This window comes from Pseudomonas sivasensis, from assembly GCF_052938085.1.
In genome coordinates this window covers 1053337-1067934 of the sequence record NZ_CP176442.1, presented here as the reverse complement: position 1 = coordinate 1067934, position 14598 = coordinate 1053337, and the positions used below count along the sequence as shown (strand labels likewise).

General features: G+C 59.5%; 17 protein-coding genes. 3 read left to right on the top strand and 14 right to left on the bottom strand.

Annotated features, from left to right (window positions below; translation table 11 throughout):
* Window positions 1–20 precede the first annotated feature (20 nt).
* The 9 genes from ACKZ62_RS05075 to ffh form a co-directional block, all read right to left on the bottom strand.
* On the bottom strand, window positions 21–1325 hold the full coding sequence (locus ACKZ62_RS05075; protein WP_032890791.1) for a homoserine dehydrogenase: 1305 nt from the start codon (window positions 1323–1325) through the stop codon (window positions 21–23).
* A 129-nt stretch (window positions 1326–1454) separates the two neighbouring features.
* Window positions 1455–2186 carry a thioredoxin fold domain-containing protein gene (locus tag ACKZ62_RS05070; RefSeq protein WP_003175893.1) on the bottom strand — a complete coding sequence of 244 codons (732 nt, stop codon included), beginning with the start codon at window positions 2184–2186 and terminating at the stop codon, window positions 1455–1457.
* Window positions 2187–2330: 144 nt separating this feature from the next.
* On the bottom strand, window positions 2331–3227 hold the full coding sequence (gene xerD, locus ACKZ62_RS05065) for a site-specific tyrosine recombinase XerD (RefSeq protein ID WP_032890789.1): 897 nt from the start codon (window positions 3225–3227) through the stop codon (window positions 2331–2333).
* 78 nt (window positions 3228–3305) lie between these two features.
* Window positions 3306–3719 (bottom strand): acyl-CoA thioesterase, encoded by a 414-nt coding sequence (locus ACKZ62_RS05060; protein WP_032890787.1) that lies wholly within the window; start codon window positions 3717–3719, stop codon window positions 3306–3308.
* A gap of 82 nt (window positions 3720–3801) precedes the next feature.
* On the bottom strand, window positions 3802–4152 hold the full coding sequence (rplS, locus tag ACKZ62_RS05055) for a 50S ribosomal protein L19 (protein ID WP_003175895.1): 351 nt from the start codon (window positions 4150–4152) through the stop codon (window positions 3802–3804).
* Between the two features lie 45 nt (window positions 4153–4197).
* Window positions 4198–4971 (bottom strand): tRNA (guanosine(37)-N1)-methyltransferase TrmD, encoded by a 774-nt coding sequence (gene trmD / locus ACKZ62_RS05050; protein WP_024077235.1) that lies wholly within the window; start codon window positions 4969–4971, stop codon window positions 4198–4200.
* Window positions 4953–5489 carry a ribosome maturation factor RimM gene (gene rimM, locus ACKZ62_RS05045; protein ID WP_027605457.1) on the bottom strand — a complete coding sequence of 179 codons (537 nt, stop codon included), beginning with the start codon at window positions 5487–5489 and terminating at the stop codon, window positions 4953–4955. The genes trmD and rimM overlap by 19 nt, the downstream gene beginning before the upstream one ends.
* 5 nt (window positions 5490–5494) lie before the next feature.
* A complete protein-coding gene (gene rpsP, locus ACKZ62_RS05040; RefSeq protein ID WP_003175899.1) occupies window positions 5495–5746 on the bottom strand; it encodes a 30S ribosomal protein S16 in 252 nt (83 codons plus the stop codon).
* 250 nt (window positions 5747–5996) lie between these two features.
* Window positions 5997–7373: a signal recognition particle protein gene (gene ffh, locus ACKZ62_RS05035; RefSeq protein WP_003193965.1), complete on the bottom strand. Its 1377-nt coding sequence runs from the start codon at window positions 7371–7373 to the stop codon at window positions 5997–5999.
* Between the two features lie 233 nt (window positions 7374–7606).
* Here ffh and ACKZ62_RS05030 point away from each other — a divergent pair, with 233 nt between their 5' ends.
* From ACKZ62_RS05030 to ACKZ62_RS05020, 3 genes are all read left to right on the top strand, one after another.
* Window positions 7607–8419 (top strand): cytochrome C assembly family protein, encoded by an 813-nt coding sequence (locus ACKZ62_RS05030; protein ID WP_122756106.1) that lies wholly within the window; start codon window positions 7607–7609, stop codon window positions 8417–8419.
* A gap of 12 nt (window positions 8420–8431) precedes the next feature.
* Window positions 8432–9670, top strand: coding sequence for a transporter associated domain-containing protein (locus ACKZ62_RS05025; RefSeq protein ID WP_099602734.1), 1239 nt, complete (start codon window positions 8432–8434; stop codon window positions 9668–9670).
* A gap of 222 nt (window positions 9671–9892) precedes the next feature.
* Window positions 9893–11203, top strand: a complete 1311-nt coding sequence (locus ACKZ62_RS05020) for an MFS transporter (protein ID WP_032890781.1) — start codon at window positions 9893–9895, stop codon at window positions 11201–11203.
* 128 nt (window positions 11204–11331) lie between these two features.
* Here the strand turns inward: ACKZ62_RS05020 and purT are convergent, their stop codons facing one another.
* From purT to ACKZ62_RS04995, 5 genes are all read right to left on the bottom strand, one after another.
* Window positions 11332–12513, bottom strand: a complete 1182-nt coding sequence (purT, locus tag ACKZ62_RS05015; protein ID WP_003193969.1) for a formate-dependent phosphoribosylglycinamide formyltransferase — start codon at window positions 12511–12513, stop codon at window positions 11332–11334.
* Window positions 12514–12582: 69 nt separating this feature from the next.
* The gene (locus tag ACKZ62_RS05010) at window positions 12583–13050 is read right to left on the bottom strand and encodes a VUT family protein (protein ID WP_032890779.1); all 468 of its coding nucleotides are present in this window, start codon (window positions 13048–13050) and stop codon (window positions 12583–12585) included.
* A gap of 164 nt (window positions 13051–13214) precedes the next feature.
* Entirely contained in the window at window positions 13215–13430 is a 216-nt protein-coding gene (locus tag ACKZ62_RS05005; protein ID WP_032890777.1) for a DUF1289 domain-containing protein, read from the bottom strand.
* Window positions 13427–13951, bottom strand: a complete 525-nt coding sequence (locus ACKZ62_RS05000; protein ID WP_447096399.1) for a gamma carbonic anhydrase family protein — start codon at window positions 13949–13951, stop codon at window positions 13427–13429. The genes ACKZ62_RS05005 and ACKZ62_RS05000 overlap by 4 nt, the downstream gene beginning before the upstream one ends.
* Window positions 13952–13986: 35 nt before the next feature.
* Window positions 13987–14589, bottom strand: a complete 603-nt coding sequence (locus ACKZ62_RS04995; RefSeq protein WP_032890773.1) for a CoA pyrophosphatase — start codon at window positions 14587–14589, stop codon at window positions 13987–13989.
* Window positions 14590–14598: the final 9 nt, after the last annotated feature.

The window sequence follows — 14598 nt, the reverse complement described above, 5'->3', positions numbered from 1 at the left end:
GGGGCCCCTGGAACAATCGGTTAGTTCAGGTGTTCAACACGAATACGAACGACCGGGCCGACAACGCCTTGCAAGGCTTCCAGCGCGGTGATGGCGTCGTTGATGTGCTGCTCAAGCACGCGGTGGGTCAGCAGGATCATCGGCACCTGGCCATTTTGCTCCTCGACTTCCTTCTGCATGATCGACTCGATGTTGATACCGCGCTCCGACAGGATGCTGGCGACCTGGGCCAACACGCCCGGATGATCCTTGGCCTGGATGCGCAGGTAGTAGGCACTTTCGCACGCTTCGATAGGCAGGATCGGGTGGGCCGACAGTGAATCAGGCTGGAAGGCCAGGTGCGGGACGCGGTTTTCCGGGTCGCTGGTCATGGCGCGAACCACGTCCACCAAGTCGGCGATCACCGAGGAAGCGGTCGGCTCCATACCGGCGCCGGCGCCGTAGAACAGCGTGGAACCCGCAGCGTCACCGTTGACCATCACTGCGTTCATCACGCCGTTGACGTTGGCGATCAGGCGATCGGCGGGGATCAGCGTCGGGTGCACACGCAGCTCGATACCAGCCGGGGTGCTGCGCGCTACGCCAAGATGCTTGATGCGGTAGCCCAGGGCTTCGGCGTAGTTCACGTCGGCCGTGGTCAGCTTGGTGATGCCTTCGGTGTAGGCCTTGTCGAACTGCAGCGGGATACCAAAGGCGATGGACGCCAGGATGGTCAGCTTGTGGGCCGCGTCGATCCCTTCCACGTCGAAAGTCGGGTCGGCTTCGGCGTAACCCAGAGCCTGGGCTTCTGCCAGCACGTCTTCGAAGGTACGGCCCTTCTCACGCATTTCGGTGAGAATGAAGTTACCGGTGCCGTTGATGATGCCGGCCACCCAGTTGATACGGTTGGCGGACAAGCCTTCACGGATCGCCTTGATCACCGGGATACCACCGGCTACTGCGGCTTCGAACGCTACGATCACGCCCTTCTCACGCGCCTTGGCGAAGATCTCGTTGCCGTGCACGGCGATCAGCGCCTTGTTGGCAGTGACCACGTGCTTGCCGTTCTCGATGGCTTTGAGCACCAGCTCACGGGCAACGGTATAGCCGCCTACCAGCTCGATGACGATATCGATCTCCGGATTGGTGGCCACGGCGAAGACATCGTTGGTAATCGCAATACCGGTCGTTTCGAACTGAGGCTTTGGCGAACGCGTGGCAATTTGCGCCACTTCAATCCCGCGCCCTGCACGGCGGGAAATTTCTTCAGCATTACGCTGAAGTACGTTGAAGGTGCCGCCACCGACGGTCCCTAAACCACAGATGCCTACTTTGACCGGTTTCACTGAAGAACTCCCCATGAAACGGCCGACGCTAGGTCGGCCGTGGAAAACAGCCGCACAACTGCGGCTTTCAATTAATGACCCGTCGACTGATCAACGAGCCATGATCGTCAAAGGTTCGACGATGCTTGTTTATTTGGCACTCAGCGCCAGTTTGGCAACTTGTGGCGCCGGCTGGTAGCCCGGAATAACCTGGCCATCAGCCAAAACGATAGCCGGTGTACCGTTCACGCCAATGGACTGGCCCAATGCGAACTGCTTGGAGACCGGATTGGCGCACTTGGCAGCCTTGATTTCCTTGCCGTCGACCATCTTGTCCATGGCCGCTTTCTTGTCGGCCGAGCACCAGACCGCCTGCAATTGCTCGTCACCCGGCGAACCCAGGCCCTGACGCGGAAACGCTACGTAGCGCACTTCCACACCCAGCTTGTTCAACGCAGGCACTTCGGCGTGCAGCTTATGGCAGTACGGGCAGGTGGTGTCCGTAAACACGGTAATGTGAGTCTTGGTCTCGCCGATGGCCGGGTACACCACAGTCTCGGCCACCGGAATGCCATTGATCAATTTGGACACGCCCAGACGCTCGGCTTTCTCAGTCAGGTTGACCGGCTTGCCGTCTTTCAACTGGAACAGGTAACCCTGGACGATGTACTGGCCATCGGCACTGGCGTACAACACGCGGCTACCCTTGAGCTTGACTTCATACAGGCCGGCCATCGGGCTGGCGCTGATGCTTTCGATCGGGGTATCAAGTTGCAGGTTGGCCAGGCTCTTGCGGATGGTCTGCTCGGCAGCATCATCGGCGACGGCAAAGGTGGAAACCAACGCAATGGCTGCGGCGGCAATAATCTGGGTCAAGCGCATGGGAACTCCTGAAGGCAGATGCAGGGACGGGAAGGAACACCGCTGTCTCTGTAGACACGGGTCGGGACCGTCACCTTTGCTAACCGGCAAAGCCTACCACAGTTGGGCCGCAGGGCAGCCCGCGGCGGGATAAATTGGCGGTTTTCAGCCTCGCGGGTGGTGCTTGGCGTGCATATCCTGCAATCGCGCACGCGCCACATGGGTGTAGATCTGGGTGGTGGATAAGTCGCTGTGCCCGAGCAGCATTTGCACCACGCGTAAATCCGCACCGTGGTTGAGCAAATGGGTGGCAAATGCATGGCGTAGCGTGTGGGGAGACAGGCTCTTGCCAATTCCGGCGACCTTGGCCTGGTGCTTGATGCGATGCCAGAAAGTCTGGCGGGTCATTTGCTCACCGCGCAGGCTGGGAAACAGCACATCGCTGGGGCGCCCACCGAGCAATTCGCCACGGGCATCGCGCATATAACGCTCGACCCACACAATCGCCTCCTCTCCCATCGGCACCAGACGCTCCTTACTGCCCTTGCCCATCACACGCAGCACGCCCTGACGCAGGTTAACCTGCTCCAGGGTCAGGCTGATCAGCTCGGTAACCCGTAGCCCGCATGCGTACAACACTTCGAGCATCGCGCGGTCACGCTGGCCGATGGCTTCGCTCAGGTCAGGGGCGGCGAGCAAGGCGTCGACGTCGGCTTCCGATAGGGATTTGGGCAATGGCCTGCCCAGTTGCGGCATGTCGACTTGCAAGGTCGGGTCCAGGGCAATCAGCTTTTCTCGCAGCAGATAGCGATAAAAGCCACGTACACCAGATAGAAAACGTGCAGTGGAACGCGGCTTGTAATTCTGATCCAGGCGCCAGGCCAAGTGATCGAGAATCAGCTCACGGCCAGCGCTGACCAGTTCAAGGTTATTCTCCTGCAGCCAGCCGTTGAACAGCGCCAGGTCACTGCGGTAAGCCTGGCGAGTGTTGTCCGAAAGGCCTTTTTCCAGCCAGAGGGCGTCGAGGAAGCGGTCGATCAGGGGGTGGTCGATAGCAGGCATGAGGGCTCGTGGCTGAAAAGAATAGGGGGATGCTAACGCATGTAGAAGTCGGCTTGCCGGCTCTTACAAAAGGATGTTTCAGTTTGCAAATCCCGGCAGCACAGGTACTGGGCGCTTGTCCGCATCAATCGCGACAAAGCTGAACACGCCCTGGATCGCCTTTTCACGTCCATCGGCACTCATGCTCTCGACGAACACTTCAACCTCAACCTTGAGACTGGTGTTGCCGACCTTGATCACACGGCCGATCAGCTCAACGATGGAACCCGCCGGGATCGCATGATTGAAGTCGATGCGGTCGGTAGAAACCGTCACCAACGGCAAACGGCAAAAACGCGTGGCGGTGATGAACGATACTTCATCCATCCAGGCCAGCGCAGTGCCGCCGAACAAGGTGTTGTGGTGGTTGGTCGTCGGCGGGAATACAGCCTTGGTCACATGGGTGACAGAGAGGTCAGTACGGCGCTGAATTTCTTCGAGGCGAGTAGTCATGGGCAAATACCGGAAAATGGACAAATTTCAGGCACAAAAAAGCAGCCCGTAGGCTGCTTTTTTCTGCATCGGAAAGCTGGACTTAAGCCAGTTTTTCCTTGATGCGAGCTGCTTTACCGGACAGGTCACGCAGGTAGTACAGCTTGGCTTTACGTACGTCACCGCGACGCTTAACGGCCATGCTGTCGATTTGCGGGCTGTAGGTCTGGAAAGTACGCTCTACGCCAACACCGTTGGAGATTTTACGAACAGTGAAAGCACTGTTCACACCACGGTTACGCTTGGCGATTACCACGCCTTCGAACGCTTGCAGACGCGAACGGTCGCCTTCCTTCACTTTCACCTGAACGACAATAGTGTCGCCCGGGGCAAAGGTAGGGATCTCTTTGGTCATCTGCTCTGCTTCGAGTGCAAGGATGATTTTGTTAGTCATGCTGTGCTCCTAAGGTAAGTCAATGGACCTACCATCGATACGTTGTTAACTATCGTCCCGCGCGAGGATGTATTCCTCGAGCAGCTTCTTCTCTTCTCCAGAAAGCGAGCGGCTTTCCAGAAGATCGGCGCGTCGTTCATAGGTCCGACCAAGGGACTGCTGTAAACGCCAACGCCGGATGTGTGCGTGATTGCCACTTAGCAATACGTCGGGAACACGCTGATCCGCATACACCTCCGGACGGGTGTAGTGCGGGCAATCCAGCAAACCATCCGTGAAGGAATCTTCCTCCGCGGAGTCCGCATGCCCTAAAGCTCCAGGCAGCAGTCGTGTAACCGCATCTATCAGGACCATCGCCGGCAGCTCGCCGCCAGACAGGACATAGTCCCCAATCGACCACTCTTCATCGACATGAGCCTCAATAAAGCGCTCGTCAATGCCTTCATAGCGACCGGCAATCAGGATTAATGCTTCCTCATTCGCCAGTTCGCGTACCGCCGCCTGTTTCAGCTGACGGCCTTGAGGGGACAGGTAAATTACCTTCGCCTTCTCCCCAGCAGCTGCCTTGGCCTGAACCAACGCGTCTTCCAGGGGCTTGATCTTCATCACCATGCCCGGGCCACCGCCAAATGGGCGATCGTCCACAGTGTGATGTCGATCCGTCGTGTAGTCTCGCGGGTTCCAACAGGTGAGCTGCAACAGCCCCTGTTTCACCGCCCGACTGGTGATGCCGTACTCGCTGATGGCGGAGAACATCTCGGGAAACAAACTGATCACTTCAATGCGCAAATTAGCCACGCTTAGAAGTCCGCGTCCCATTCCACCTTCATCTCGCCCGCTGCCAGGTCAACAGCCAACACGCATTGCTCCGTATAGGGCAACAAGCGTTCGCGATCATCCAGGCTGCCAGCACAAGGCTTGACCACCATTACATCATTGGCGCCGGTTTCCAGAAGATGATCGATTTTCCCGAACAATTGCCCGAGTTGATCAATAACCTTCAGACCTTCCAGCTGGTACCAGTAGTACTCGCCGTCGGTCAATTCAGGGAACAGGTTGCGCGGCACGCAGATCTCATAACCAGCCAGAAGACGAGCTTCTTCACGATCATCAAGACCCTTGAGCTTCGCGACCAGGAACTTATCGCTCCCACGCCCACTGACCAGCTCGACCTGTTTCACACTACCTTCGCGCTTGAGCGTCCAGGTTTTGTACTGCAACAGGTTTTCTGTCGGATCAGTAAAGGAATACACCTTCACTTCGCCGCGAACGCCATGAACAGAATAAATCTTGCCGATAACGATCAAATCATCAGCAACAGTTGGCGTCGCGTTCATATTGCTCAGGCTGCGGCCTTAGCCGAGTCCTTCAACAGTTTTGCAACGCGCTCGGATGGCTGTGCGCCAACGCTCAGCCAGTAGGCTACGCGCTCTTGGTTCACGGACAGACGAACTTCTTGACCACGAGCAACAGGGTTGAAGAAACCAACCTGTTCTTTGTGCGAACCGTCGCGCGGGTTGCGGCTGTCGGTTACGGTCAAGTGGTAAAACGGGCGCTTTTTGGAGCCGCCGAGGGCAAGACGGATTGTTAGCATGTGAAGATCGTTCCTGTAGTCGGTGCTGCAAATCTAAATGCACAGCGGGCATAGGTGCCCGAAAGGCCGCATATTCTAAGGAATATCCGGACTTTTGCAAATGTCTTTTTCTGGCGCCTATCAGCGTGCCATTCAGATCTGCTATAGAGCCGTCGTTTAAAACGGCAGGTCAGCCCCCGCCAACGGCGGGTTTGCTGGAGATCCCACATCCCTGTGGGTCGGAGCGCAAGCGAACTTGCGCTCGAATTCTTTACATTTTCGGCATGCCGCCGCCGGGCAACATACCGCCCATGCCGCGCATCATCTTGGCCATTCCGCCTTTGGCGGAGAATTTCTTCATCATCTTCTGCATCTGCTTGTGCTGCTTGATCAAGCGACCGATGTCCTGCACCTGGGTGCCGGAACCCATGGCGATCCGACGCTTGCGCGAACCGCTGATCAGCTCAGGGTCGCGGCGCTCGGCCGGGGTCATGGAGTTGATGATGGCTTCCATCTGCTTGAACTGCTTCTCTGCCGCGCCTTGGGCATTGCCCATTTGCGCCAGGTTCACACCGCCGATGTTCGGCAGCTTGTCCATCAGGCCGCCGAGGCCGCCCATGTTCTTCATTTGTTGCAGCTGGTCGCGGAAGTCTTCGAGGTCGAAGCCCTTGCCCTTCTTCAGCTTCTTGGCCAGTTTATCGGCCTTGTCCTTGTCGAGGGTGGCTTCGGCCTGTTCGATCAGGCTGAGCACATCGCCCATGCCGAGGATACGCGAGGCGATACGCTCAGGGTGGAACGGTTCGAGCGCTTCGCTCTTCTCACCCATACCGATGAACTTGATCGGCTTGCCGGTAATGGCGCGTACCGACAGCGCAGCACCGCCACGGGCGTCGCCGTCGACCTTGGTCAGGATCACGCCGGTCAGCGGCAGTGCATCACCGAAAGCCTTGGCGGTGTTGGCTGCATCCTGGCCGGTCATGGCGTCGACCACGAACAGTGTCTCGACCGGATTGATCGCGGCATGCAGCGCCTTGATCTCGCCCATCATCTCTTCATCAATGTGCAGGCGACCGGCGGTATCGACGATTACGACATCAATGAACTTGAGCTTGGCCTCTTTAATAGCTGCGTTGGCAATGTCGACTGGCTTCTGGCTCAGATCGGACGGGAAGAAGGTTACGCCCACTTCGCCCGCCAGCATTTCCAACTGTTTGATGGCCGCAGGACGGTACACGTCGGCCGACACAACCATTACCGACTTCTTCTTGCGCTCTTTAAGGAAGCGCGCCAGCTTGCCGGCGGTGGTGGTTTTACCCGCACCTTGCAGACCGGCCATCAGCACGACGGCCGGTGGCACGGCGCTGAGGTTCAAATCTTCGTTGGCGGCGCCCATCAGGCTTTCGAGTTCGGCCTGGACGATCTTCACAAAGGCCTGGCCCGGGGTCAGGCTGCGGGACACTTCAGTGCCGACCGCACGTTCCTTGACCGAGTTGACGAAGTCCTTGACCACAGGCAAGGCCACGTCGGCTTCCAGCAACGCCATGCGTACTTCACGCAGGGTGTCTTTAATATTGTCCTCGGTCAGCTTGGCCTTGCCGGTTACGTGGCGCAGCGTCTGCGAGAGACGGTCAGTCAGGTTTTCAAACATGCGCGATCCTTTCAGGCCCTATTCATCGAAATGCATTGTAGACCGAGGTAATGGCGGCCCAGGCTGTGGTAAATCGCTATTAAAAACAGCGCTCGGCGAGCCTGCGGCGTGGGCAGGTCGCGGATTATAGCGAAGACTGAGCCCATGCACACCCGCTGTCTGGTCCGGGAGTCTTTCGTGGAACGCAGGTGTATGCCAAACTCAGCGCCTTTCGGGCTTGTCTATCAGGATTTATGGTCCCCTTGTCACCCAGTTTGCTACCCAGTCTCGCCGCCGCCCTCTTATATGCCGCTGCGACCTTCTATCAGGGCACTCGTCTTGCCCAAGGCACCAAGGCGGACAAACGCCTGCTGGTCAGCCTGGGCGTACTCGCCCTGCTGGCTCATGCCGCGAGCCTGTTCACCCACCTGATGACGCCGGTCGGCCTGGGCCTGGACTTTTTCAGTGCCGCCAGCCTGATCGCTGCAGCGGTCATCGCGCTGACGCTGCTGGCCTGCTACCGGATCCCCGTTGAGAACCTACTGGTCCTGCTCTTCCCCCTGGGCGTACTGACGGTGCTACTGGCGCAGTTCGCGCCCACCGGCACGGTGCAGGTGATTGACGAAGAACCCGGCATCCTCGCCCATATTCTGTTGTCGATACTGGCCTACGGCATGTTCACCATCGCGGTGTTCCAGGCCCTGCTCCTGCTCCTGCAGGATCACCAGCTCAAGCACAAGCACCCCTCCGGCCTGATCAAGAACTTCCCTCCGCTGCAAACCATGGAAAGCCTGCTATTCGGTTTCCTATGGGCCGGCTGGACGCTGCTCTCGCTGTCGCTTATCTCCGGCTGGTTGTTCGTCGAGAACCTGTTTGCCCAGCACCTGGTGCACAAGACCCTGCTGGCGTGCCTGGCCTGGGTGGTGTTCAGCGTGTTGCTGTGGGGCCGCAATCGCCTCGGCTGGCGCGGGCACAAGGCGATCCGCTGGACCCTGGCCGGTTTCTGCCTGCTGATGCTGGCCTATTTCGGCAGCAAGCTGGTTCGCGAATACATCCTGCATATTTGACGGGCAGCAATCATGGACAACTTGCCCCTTGGGCCGATGCTCGCGGTAATCGCCTTGCTGGTGTTATGGGCGGCGCTGTTTACCGCCATCGAAGCCGCACAACAACACCTGCTGGCCCTGCGCCCCGGTACACGTCAGGGCGACAAGGCTGCCGCCCGCCTGAGTTTCCCGCGCCACAGCCTGATCCTGTGCAACAGCCTGTGCCGTGCGGCCGTGGTAATCCTCTGCACCCTGCTGGCGATTTATGCCTGGGCACAGAACGGCCCGTGGCTCGGCTGGCTGATCTCCTGCGCTGTTCTACTAATCCTGGCCGACTACCTGCCACGCGCCCTGGCAACCCGCCATCCGCAAGCGGTGCTGGGCTTCGGCAACACGCTGCTGGGCGTACCATTGAAAATCCTCTATCCCGCCGCCTGGCTGCTCAATGGCATCAGCCTGTTGCTGCTACGCCCGTTTGCCCGAAAGCCCGGCGTGGTGAAAAACAGCGACGAGCCACAGCCCGACCACGACGATGAGCCGCAGCCCGAGGCCGACGACAGCCGCACCCCGCGCATGCCGGGCATCCACGCCTTGGACAACATCACCGTCAATGACATCCTGGTACCCCGCAGCGAAGTGGACGGTATCAACCTGGATGACTCGATCGAAGAAATCATCGAGCAACTGCGCACCTCCCCGCGCACTCGCCTGCCGGTGTTCCACAGTGACATCAATCAGGTCGAAGCCGTACTGAACACCCGGCTGATCCAGCATCTGCTGCCGGACGCCAGCCTGACCAAGGAAGCCTTGCTCGAGGCCTCCTACGAACCCTACTTCGTACCGGAAAGCACGCCCCTCCAGCTGCAACTGCTGAACTTCCACAAACAGCAGCGGCGCCTGGGCATGGTGGTGGATGAATATGGCGAAGTGCTGGGCATCGTTACCCTGGAAGACATACTCGAAGAAATCGTCGGAGAGTTCGAAAGTGAACAGGGTACGGACAACCCGCATATCGAAGCGCAGCCCGATGGCCGCTACATCATTGATGGCGCCGCTTCGATCCGCGAACTGAACAAGAGCCTGGGATGGCACCTGCCAAGCGACGGCCCCAAGACGCTCAACGGCCTGGTGACCGAAGCCCTGGAGACCATTCCGGATTGCGCGGTGTGCCTGAAGATTGGCCGCTACCGCCTGGAAATCCTCGAAACCGAGGACAACCGGGTGAGCAAGGTACTGATCTGGCACACCAGTCGAGTGCCGGTGGCCGTTTAATCCGCTTGTTCGATGCGCAACCCCCTTCCTATAATCGGGTCGGCTTACCCAAGCCCCGCCCGACCGTGTGCTATCCGCACTGAGCGCGTCCAGGCACCGCAGCATCCTGTCTGACCGGTGTACGCTCCCATCCCGAGCCGCCCCGCGCACAACCCTGATCCAGGGGTGTTCGACCAATAATAATCCGCGTCCAAACGCGCAATGACTGTCAGGGATAACTCAATGAGCACCACCTATAACGAGGCTGCGACCGCCGCCCCGACCAACTCGACTGCACGAGTCGCCACTGCGAGCATCGTCGGTACCGCCATCGAGTTCTACGACTTCTATATTTACGCCACCGCTGCTGCCCTAGTGATCGGCCCGGTATTCTTCCCGCAAACCTCCGGCACCGCGCAGATGCTGGCGTCATTCCTGACCTTCGGTATCGCCTTTATCGCCCGCCCATTGGGTTCAGCGCTGTTCGGCCACTTTGGCGACCGTATCGGCCGCAAGTCGACGCTGGTGGCTTCACTGCTGCTGATGGGCGTGTGCACCACGTTGATCGGTTTGCTGCCCGGCTATGACAGCATCGGGGCCTGGGCGCCGATTCTGTTGTGCGTGCTGCGTTTCGGCCAGGGCCTTGGCCTGGGCGGGGAATGGGGCGGCGCGGCGCTGCTGGCTACCGAGAATGCGCCAAAGGGCAAACGCGCCTGGTTCGGCATGTTCCCGCAGCTTGGCCCATCGATCGGCTTCCTGGCCGCAAACGGCTTGTTCCTGATCCTGGCCATGAGCCTCAACGACGAGCAATTCCGTAGCTGGGGCTGGCGCATCCCGTTCATCCTCAGCGCAGCACTGGTGATGGTCGGCCTGTACGCGCGGTTGAAATTGCATGAAACCCCGGTGTTCGCCAACGCCGTGGCCAAGGAAAAACCGGTAAAGGTGCCGCTGGTGGAATTGTTCAGCCAGCATTGGCTGCCGGTGCTGCTGGGCGCCGCATCGATGGTGGTGTGCTATGCGCTGTTCTATATCACCACGGCGTTCTCCCTGAGCTACGGCGTGTCGACCTTGGGCTACAGCCGCGAGACATTCCTTGGCCTGCTGTGCTTCGCGGTGCTGTTCATGGGTTTGGCCACACCGTTGGCTGCCTTGGCCAGTGATCGGTACGGGCGCAAGCCGGTGCTGATCGTCGGCGCAGTCCTGGCGATCCTGTCCGGCTTCACCATGGAGCCACTGCTGACTCATGGCTCGACCTGGGCCGTGGCACTGTTCCTGGCGCTGGAGCTGTTCCTGATGGGTGTGACCTTCGCACCGATGGGCGCCCTGCTGCCAGAGCTATTCCCAACCCGCGTGCGTTATACCGGCGCTTCGGCGGCGTATAACTTGGGTGGAATTGTGGGCGCTTCGGCGGCACCGTTTTTCGCAACCAAGCTGGTGGCGATGGGCGGGCTCAGTTATGTCGGCGGGTATGTGTCGGCGGCAGCGTTGCTCAGCTTGATTGCTGTGCTGTGCCTGAAAGAGACGCGGGATAATGATTTGAACAAGGTTGCCTGATAGACCGCTATCGGCGGCAAGTCGAATCGTCGCACCGCCCCTCCCACATTTTGAGCGCATTTCTACAGATTAAACGCGGTCAAGTGTGGGAGGGGCGGTGCGAAGATTCGATTTGCCCCCGATGCTTTCTAGAGCTCTACCACAACCGCCTGGGAAGCACGGGTTGCCTTGGCCCGAGCCGCTTCAATCGACTCATCCCGCGCCAACGCCACGCCCATGCGGCGCTGGCCATTCACTTCTGGCTTACCAAACAGACGCAACGCGGTGTCCGGCTCGCTCAGTGCAGCGCCGAGGTTGGCGAATGCGGTCTGGGTCGACTGCCCTTCCACCAGAATCACCGCCGAGGCCGAAGGCCCGAACTGGCGAATCAACGGGATTGGCAAGCCCAGAATGGCGCGCGCGTGCAGGGCAAACTGCGATAGGTCCTGGGAAATCAAGGTCACCAGACCCGTGTCGTGCGGGCGCGGCGACACTTCGCTGAACCACACCTGATCGCCCTTAATGAACAGCTCCACGCCAAACAGACCACGGCCACCCAAGGCTTCGGTCACGGCTTTGGCAACGCGCTCGGATTCCGCCAGGGCAACCGGGCTCATGGCCTGTGGCTGCCAGGATTCCTGATAGTCGCCCTTCTCCTGACGGTGGCCGACTGGCGCGCAGAAGGTGGTGCCGCCGATATGGCGCACGGTCAGCAAGGTGATTTCGTAGTCGAAGTCGATAAAACCTTCGATGATCACGCGGCCTTTGCCAGCCCGCCCGCCTTCCTGGGCGTAATCCCAGGCCTTCTGCACATCGTCAGCGCTGCGCAGCAAGCTCTGGCCTTTGCCCGACGAGCTCATCACTGGCTTGACCACGCACGGGAAGCCGAGATCCTGGACGGCCTTGCTGTAGTCTTCAAAGGTGTCGGCAAAATGGTACGGCGAGGTCGGCAGGTCCAGCTCTTCGGCGGCCAGGCGACGGATGCCTTCGCGGTTCATGGTCAGCGACGTGGCGCGTGCGGTCGGGATCACGGTGAAGCCTTCGGCTTCCAGCTCCACCAGGGTAGCGGTGGCGATGGCTTCGATTTCCGGCACGATGAAGTGCGGTTTTTCCGCTTCGATCACCGCACGCAGGGCGGCGCCGTCGAGCATGTTGATCACATGGCTACGGTGGGCAACCTGCATGGCCGGCGCATTGGCGTAGCGATCCACGGCAATCACTTCAACGCCCAGGCGTTGCAGTTCGATCACCACTTCCTTGCCCAGCTCACCGCAGCCACACAGCAAAACGCGGGTCGCGGTTGGCGACAATGGAGTTCCGATTCGGGTCATCTCAGGTCCTCAGGGGAGCGGATCATGGGGAGAAAGGCCGGCATTTTACATGAACTGTAAAAATTGGCCTCAGTTGGCGACGGCCCGCTTGCGGATACGCCAGGCCATGATCAGCCACACCACCGTGACCCCGGCGAATTTCGATGCCAAGGCCGTACCCACCACCGCCGGCGTCAGCGCGCCGATCAGGCCGAAGAAGATAAACGTGTCGAGGGGAATGCTCAGCGCCGAACTTATCCACAGGCGATCGTGGAGCGGGCGCTTGGTGATGCTGAACACCAGCCAGTCGATGCATTCGGACACCGCGAATGCCGTGGCACTGGCAAGGGCAATGGCAGGGTCGGAAGTGACATAGGACAGTACCAGCGCCGCCAACATGGCGATGATCGCACCGTGGCCGAAGCGGGTTTGCACCATGTCGCGCAGAATAAATACCAGGCCACCCCAGGCGGACCAGATCACGTCAAGGTGCGGGGCGGTGGAGAAAGCGAAGTTGATCAGCACGACGCTGCTGATGTAGGCGATCAGGAAGAGCATGGGGCGAGAGACCTGTGAACAAGGGGCACAGGGTACTTCACATTTTGAAATATGTCGTCTGGGAGGGTCCCATCGGGGGCAAGCCCCCTCCCACATTTTGACCGTATTCCTACAGATTAAACGCGGTTAAGTGTGGGAGGGGGCTTGCCGCTGATGGCGATCTATCAGGCGCCGGATTTACCAGAAGCCATAAACACCAGCCCAGCCGCCACCGCTCGCTCGTGGCACAAGCCCAACACCACCCGGCGTTCGGCGTTGTCCATGCGGCTCCAGCGCGTGATTTCATCCACGGTGCGCTGGCAGCCGGTGCAGATGTCGTCATCATCCAGCGCGCAAATGCTCACGCACGGCGAGCCAACGGGGCGTTCAATCGGGTTCATTCTTGCTGCTCAGCCAGGTCGCGGGCATAGCGCTGTGAGTTATGCACATAGTGGGCGGCGCTGGCTTCGAGCATGCGCTTTTGCGCGTCAGTCAACTCCCGCACCACTTTGCCCGGCGAGCCCATTACCAGCGAGCCATCGGGAATTTCCTTGCCTTCGCCAATCAGCGAGTTAGCGCCAATGATGCAGTGCTTGCCGATTTTCGCGCCGTTGAGGATCACTGCATTGATGCCGATCAGACTGTAATCGTCCACGGTGCAGCCGTGCAGCATGGCGTTATGGCCGATGGTCACGCCCGTGCCCAGAGTCAGCGGATAGCCCATATCGGTGTGCATCACGCTGCCGTCCTGCACATTACTGTTCTTGCCGATCAGGATCAGTTCGTTGTCGCCACGCAATACCGCGTTGAACCAGACGTTGGCGCCCTCTTCCAGCTTGACCTTGCCCACCAGCGTGGCGTTCGGCGCCACCCAGCTGTTGGGATGCGTCTCGACGCAGGCGTCGCCCAGGCGGTATTTCATGGTGTGTCCTCACGGCTTGCCATTCAAACGATGGCTTAGATATTGATGAAGCTCTTGGGCGGCTGGTGCAGGCTGATCTGGGCGTCGTCATAGAGCAGGTTGATCAACTCGACGATCATGATCGCCGTCAGCCCCCAAATCTTGTATTCGCCAAACCGATAGCTGGGCACATACCAACTGCGGCCCTGGTAATCGATTCTGTGGGTATGTTCGCGCGGATCCTGTCGGAAAAAGTCCAGGGGTACGCTGAAAACGGCGGCAATCTCTGCATCATTGGCCAGGTATTCGACGTAATCAGGGACCACGCCGACATACGGTGTGACGCGAATACCATGCAGGGAGATCAGGGGGCTCAACGGGCCGATCACTTCGACCAAGCCAGGCGGCAGGCCGATTTCCTCTTCGGCCTCACGCAGGGCGGTGAAAATCAGGTCCGGGTCTTCGGGGTCGCGACGACCGCCGGGAAACGCCACTTCGCCACCGTGGGTCGACAGGCCGCTGGCGCGTAGGGTCAGGATCAGCTCGGGTTCATCACTGCGGGTAATCGGCACCAGCACCGCAGCCTCGGGGAAACGCCCGTCGGTTTCCAGCGTGTGGGGGGTGTGGTTGCTTACCCGGCGAAGTAGCTCGTCCAGCATGAGTCATCT

Excerpts from the sequence above, each read along its gene's own strand:
- ACKZ62_RS05070 (WP_003175893.1), bottom strand. The coding sequence starts at position 2,186 with ATGCGCTTGACCCAGATTATTGCCGCCGCAGCCATTGCGTTGGTTTCC.
- xerD (WP_032890789.1), bottom strand. The coding sequence starts at position 3,227 with ATGCCTGCTATCGACCACCCCCTGATCGACCGCTTCCTCGACGCCCTC.
- ACKZ62_RS05060 (WP_032890787.1), bottom strand. The coding sequence starts at position 3,719 with ATGACTACTCGCCTCGAAGAAATTCAGCGCCGTACTGACCTCTCTGTC.
- rplS (WP_003175895.1), bottom strand. The coding sequence starts at position 4,152 with ATGACTAACAAAATCATCCTTGCACTCGAAGCAGAGCAGATGACCAAA.
- trmD (WP_024077235.1), bottom strand. The coding sequence starts at position 4,971 with ATGGGACGCGGACTTCTAAGCGTGGCTAATTTGCGCATTGAAGTGATC.
- rimM (WP_027605457.1), bottom strand. The coding sequence starts at position 5,489 with ATGAACGCGACGCCAACTGTTGCTGATGATTTGATCGTTATCGGCAAG.
- rpsP (WP_003175899.1), bottom strand. The coding sequence starts at position 5,746 with ATGCTAACAATCCGTCTTGCCCTCGGCGGCTCCAAAAAGCGCCCGTTT.
- ffh (WP_003193965.1), bottom strand. The coding sequence starts at position 7,373 with ATGTTTGAAAACCTGACTGACCGTCTCTCGCAGACGCTGCGCCACGTA.
- ACKZ62_RS05030 (WP_122756106.1), top strand. The coding sequence starts at position 7,607 with ATGGTCCCCTTGTCACCCAGTTTGCTACCCAGTCTCGCCGCCGCCCTC.
- ACKZ62_RS05025 (WP_099602734.1), top strand. The coding sequence starts at position 8,432 with ATGGACAACTTGCCCCTTGGGCCGATGCTCGCGGTAATCGCCTTGCTG.
- ACKZ62_RS05020 (WP_032890781.1), top strand. The coding sequence starts at position 9,893 with ATGAGCACCACCTATAACGAGGCTGCGACCGCCGCCCCGACCAACTCG.
- purT (WP_003193969.1), bottom strand. The coding sequence starts at position 12,513 with ATGACCCGAATCGGAACTCCATTGTCGCCAACCGCGACCCGCGTTTTG.
- ACKZ62_RS05010 (WP_032890779.1), bottom strand. The coding sequence starts at position 13,050 with ATGCTCTTCCTGATCGCCTACATCAGCAGCGTCGTGCTGATCAACTTC.
- ACKZ62_RS05005 (WP_032890777.1), bottom strand. The coding sequence starts at position 13,430 with ATGAACCCGATTGAACGCCCCGTTGGCTCGCCGTGCGTGAGCATTTGC.
- ACKZ62_RS05000 (WP_447096399.1), bottom strand. The coding sequence starts at position 13,951 with ATGAAATACCGCCTGGGCGACGCCTGCGTCGAGACGCATCCCAACAGC.
- ACKZ62_RS04995 (WP_032890773.1), bottom strand. The coding sequence starts at position 14,589 with ATGCTGGACGAGCTACTTCGCCGGGTAAGCAACCACACCCCCCACACG.